Source organism: Mixta sp. (assembly GCF_024610815.1).
In the GTDB taxonomy this organism is placed as follows: Bacteria; Pseudomonadota; Gammaproteobacteria; order Enterobacterales; family Enterobacteriaceae; genus Mixta; species Mixta calida.
The window spans coordinates 1-2,980 of record NZ_JANION010000250.1 but is presented as its reverse complement, the minus strand read 5'-3'; the positions used below and the strand labels follow the sequence as shown (position 1 = coordinate 2,980).

3 protein-coding genes are annotated in these 2,980 nt (G+C 56.7%); 1 reads left to right on the top strand and 2 read right to left on the bottom strand.

Going from position 1 to position 2,980, the window contains the following annotated elements; translation table 11 throughout:
- The first annotated feature begins 259 nt into the window (after positions 1-259).
- Positions 260-1,543 carry a citrate synthase gene (locus MYY08_RS19150; protein ID WP_038627380.1) on the top strand — a complete coding sequence of 428 codons (1,284 nt, stop codon included), beginning with the start codon at positions 260-262 and terminating at the stop codon, positions 1,541-1,543.
- Positions 1,544-1,762: 219 nt separating this feature from the next.
- On the opposite strand, the gene nei is transcribed toward MYY08_RS19150, so the two are convergent.
- Together nei and pcp are read right to left on the bottom strand one after the other, a co-directional pair.
- On the bottom strand, positions 1,763-2,551 hold the full coding sequence (nei, locus tag MYY08_RS19145; protein ID WP_288015550.1) for an endonuclease VIII: 789 nt from the start codon (positions 2,549-2,551) through the stop codon (positions 1,763-1,765).
- Positions 2,552-2,563: 12 nt separating this feature from the next.
- Positions 2,564-2,980 (bottom strand): pyroglutamyl-peptidase I (gene pcp / locus MYY08_RS19140; RefSeq protein WP_288015547.1); only part of this gene is annotated, 417 nt, incomplete at its 5' end.

Sequence of the window (2,980 nt, the reverse complement as noted above, 5' to 3'; positions counted from 1 at the left end):
ATGTAACAGTGATTAAATAAATTGCTAAATGCATCAGGTTATTAGTTAAAATTCTATAATGACCAGAACGGATCTTTAACAACCGCAGAACGCATTAGCATCATGTTTGCCGGAAGCTTCCAACCGCGCCCGTCACTCTGTACCCTGCACGCGACAACATGCCACAGAGTTGATAGTCTGCATTCTTTCACGCAATCCGCAGCATGATGGTAATTTTGGTGTCAAAGATCCACCAAATATGGCGCTAAGGAGACTGTAAATGTCTGATAAAAAAGTGACGCTAACCCTGAACGGTGAAGCTCCTGTCGAACTGGACGTGCTACACGGCACGCTGGGCCAGGACGTTGTTGACGTACGAAGCCTCGGCTCAAAAGGCTTATTCACGTTCGACCCCGGTTTTACCTCTACTGCGTCCTGTGAATCGAAGATCACCTATATCGACGGTGATGAGGGTATCCTGCTCCACCGCGGTTATCCTATCGATCAGCTCGCCACCCACTCTAACTATCTTGAAGTCTGCTATATCCTGCTGAACGGCGAAGCGCCGACCCAGGAACAGTTTGAAGAGTTCCGCACCACCGTTACGCGCCATACCATGATTCATGAGCAGATCACCCGTCTGTTCCACGGCTTCCGCCGCGACTCTCATCCGATGGCGGTAATGTGCGGTGTAACCGGCGCACTGGCGGCGTTCTACCACGACTCACTGGATGTTAACATCGAGCGCCACCGTGAAATCGCCGCGTTCCGTCTGCTCTCCAAGATGCCGACCGTGGCTGCGATGTGCTACAAATACTCGATTGGTCAGCCGTTTGTTTATCCGCGCAACGACCTCTCCTACGCCGGCAACTTCCTGCATATGATGTTCGCCACCCCGTGCGAAGAATACCAGGTAAACCCAGTGCTGGAGCGCGCGATGGATCGTATTCTGATCCTGCACGCTGACCATGAGCAGAACGCCTCTACTTCTACCGTTCGTACCGCAGGCTCCTCCGGCGCCAACCCGTTCGCCTGTATCGCTGCGGGCATCGCCTCGCTGTGGGGACCGGCGCACGGCGGCGCGAACGAAGCCTGCCTGCGTATGTTGGAAGAGATCAGCCATAAAGAGCATATCCCGGAATTCGTGCGTCGCGCGAAAGATAAAAACGACTCTTTCCGCCTGATGGGCTTCGGCCATCGTGTTTATAAAAACTACGATCCGCGCGCCACCGTGATGCGTGAAACCTGTCATGAAGTGCTGAATGAACTGGGCATGAAGGACGATCTGCTGGAAGTGGCGATGGAGCTGGAGCACATTGCGCTCAACGACCCCTACTTCATTGAACGCAAACTCTATCCGAACGTCGATTTCTACTCCGGCATTATTCTGAAAGCGATGGGAATTCCGTCCTCTATGTTTACCGTGATCTTCGCCATGGCGCGTACCGTCGGCTGGATTGCGCACTGGAAAGAGATGCATGACGAAGGCATGAAAATCGCCCGCCCGCGTCAGCTCTATACCGGTTACGAACAGCGCGAGTTCGAATCCCAGCTGCAGAAATAATTTTTCTGCCAAAGAAAAAGGGCCTGCGGGCCCTTAAATATTTTCAGGCGATCGCGCGGGAGACAAGGTCCGTTCGCAAAGACGCAAAAGACGGCATCCCTGCCAGCTCGTCCCGCGCCTTCCCTGGCGCGGGACGCTTTGCTCTTCGGTCCTTGTCTCCCGCGCTTAAGCATCGGCATCTGAAGGGCCTGCGGGCCCTTTTTTATTGTCTGAACCGCGCTAAAGCTGGCAGCCGGGACACCAGTAAAAGGGGCGCGAAGAGAGCGTGCTCTTTTCAATGACGCCGCCGCAGCGTTCGCACGTTTTACCCGCGCGATGAAAAACTTTAAAGCGAAAGGCCGCCTCGTGGTGCGCGCTTTTCATCGTGCCGCGCATGCGGTAGGAATGGCGTGGAATCGCCAGCAGCGCCTGCGATAAACGCCGCAGCTGCGACTCGGTCAGATCCTGCGCGCGATGCTGCGGCGCCAGCTCCGCCTCCCACAAAATCTCCACCCGCAGGTAGTTGCCCAACCCCGCCAGAAAAGTCTGATCGAGCAGCAGACCGCTGAACTGACGCCGCCGGAAACGCGGCGAAAGCAGACGCTCGCGCACCTCCTCCTCCGTCAGGCGCATATCCAGCACATCGGGGCCGATACGCTGTAAAAACGGGTGCGCCGCCAGCGTATCGCTGTTATGCATCTCAATATCCGATGCGCTGTAGAGCAGAATCGTCTGGTCCACGCAGGCGAGGCGCACCCGTAGCACCCGCTGCGTCTGCGCTTCGCTGCCGGTTTCCACCACCCGCCAGACGCCATACAGCTGGTTATGGCTGTAGAGCGTCAGCCCGTTGGAGAAGTGCGTCAGCAATGCCTTGCCACGCGTTTCTATCGCAGTGACCGTCTCGCCGATCAGAGCCTTTTCATAGGTTTTCAACTGCGTAAAGGCAAACCACACATCCGTCAACGGTTTGCCGACAATGGCTTCCTCCAGCCGATCCGCCGCGCGGCGAATCTCTGGTCCTTCTGGCATAGCGTTATCCTGTTAGTGCGTCGCGCCGCCTGCCTGGCGCAGATCCTGTTCCGTTCGTAACGCGATGGTAACCGCCATTTCCAGCGCCAGTATGACGGTTTGTGCCGCCATGCTGGGCGCGCCGGGATGATTTACCGCCTGCTCCGGCAGATAAGGAATATGAATAAACCCGCCGCGCACGTTATTGCCCTGCTGGGCGAGACGGTGCAGCAGGCCATACATCACATGGTTGCAGACGAAGGTGCCAGCGGTTTGCGAGACCGACGCGGGAATGCCCGCTTCGCGAATGCCCGCCACGATAGCTTTGATCGGCAGCGTAGAGAAATAGGCCGCCGGTCCGTCGGGAACGATCGGCTCATCGATCGGCTGATTGCCGTTGTTATCCGCGATGCGCGCATCGTCAATATTGATGCCGACGCGCTCCACGGT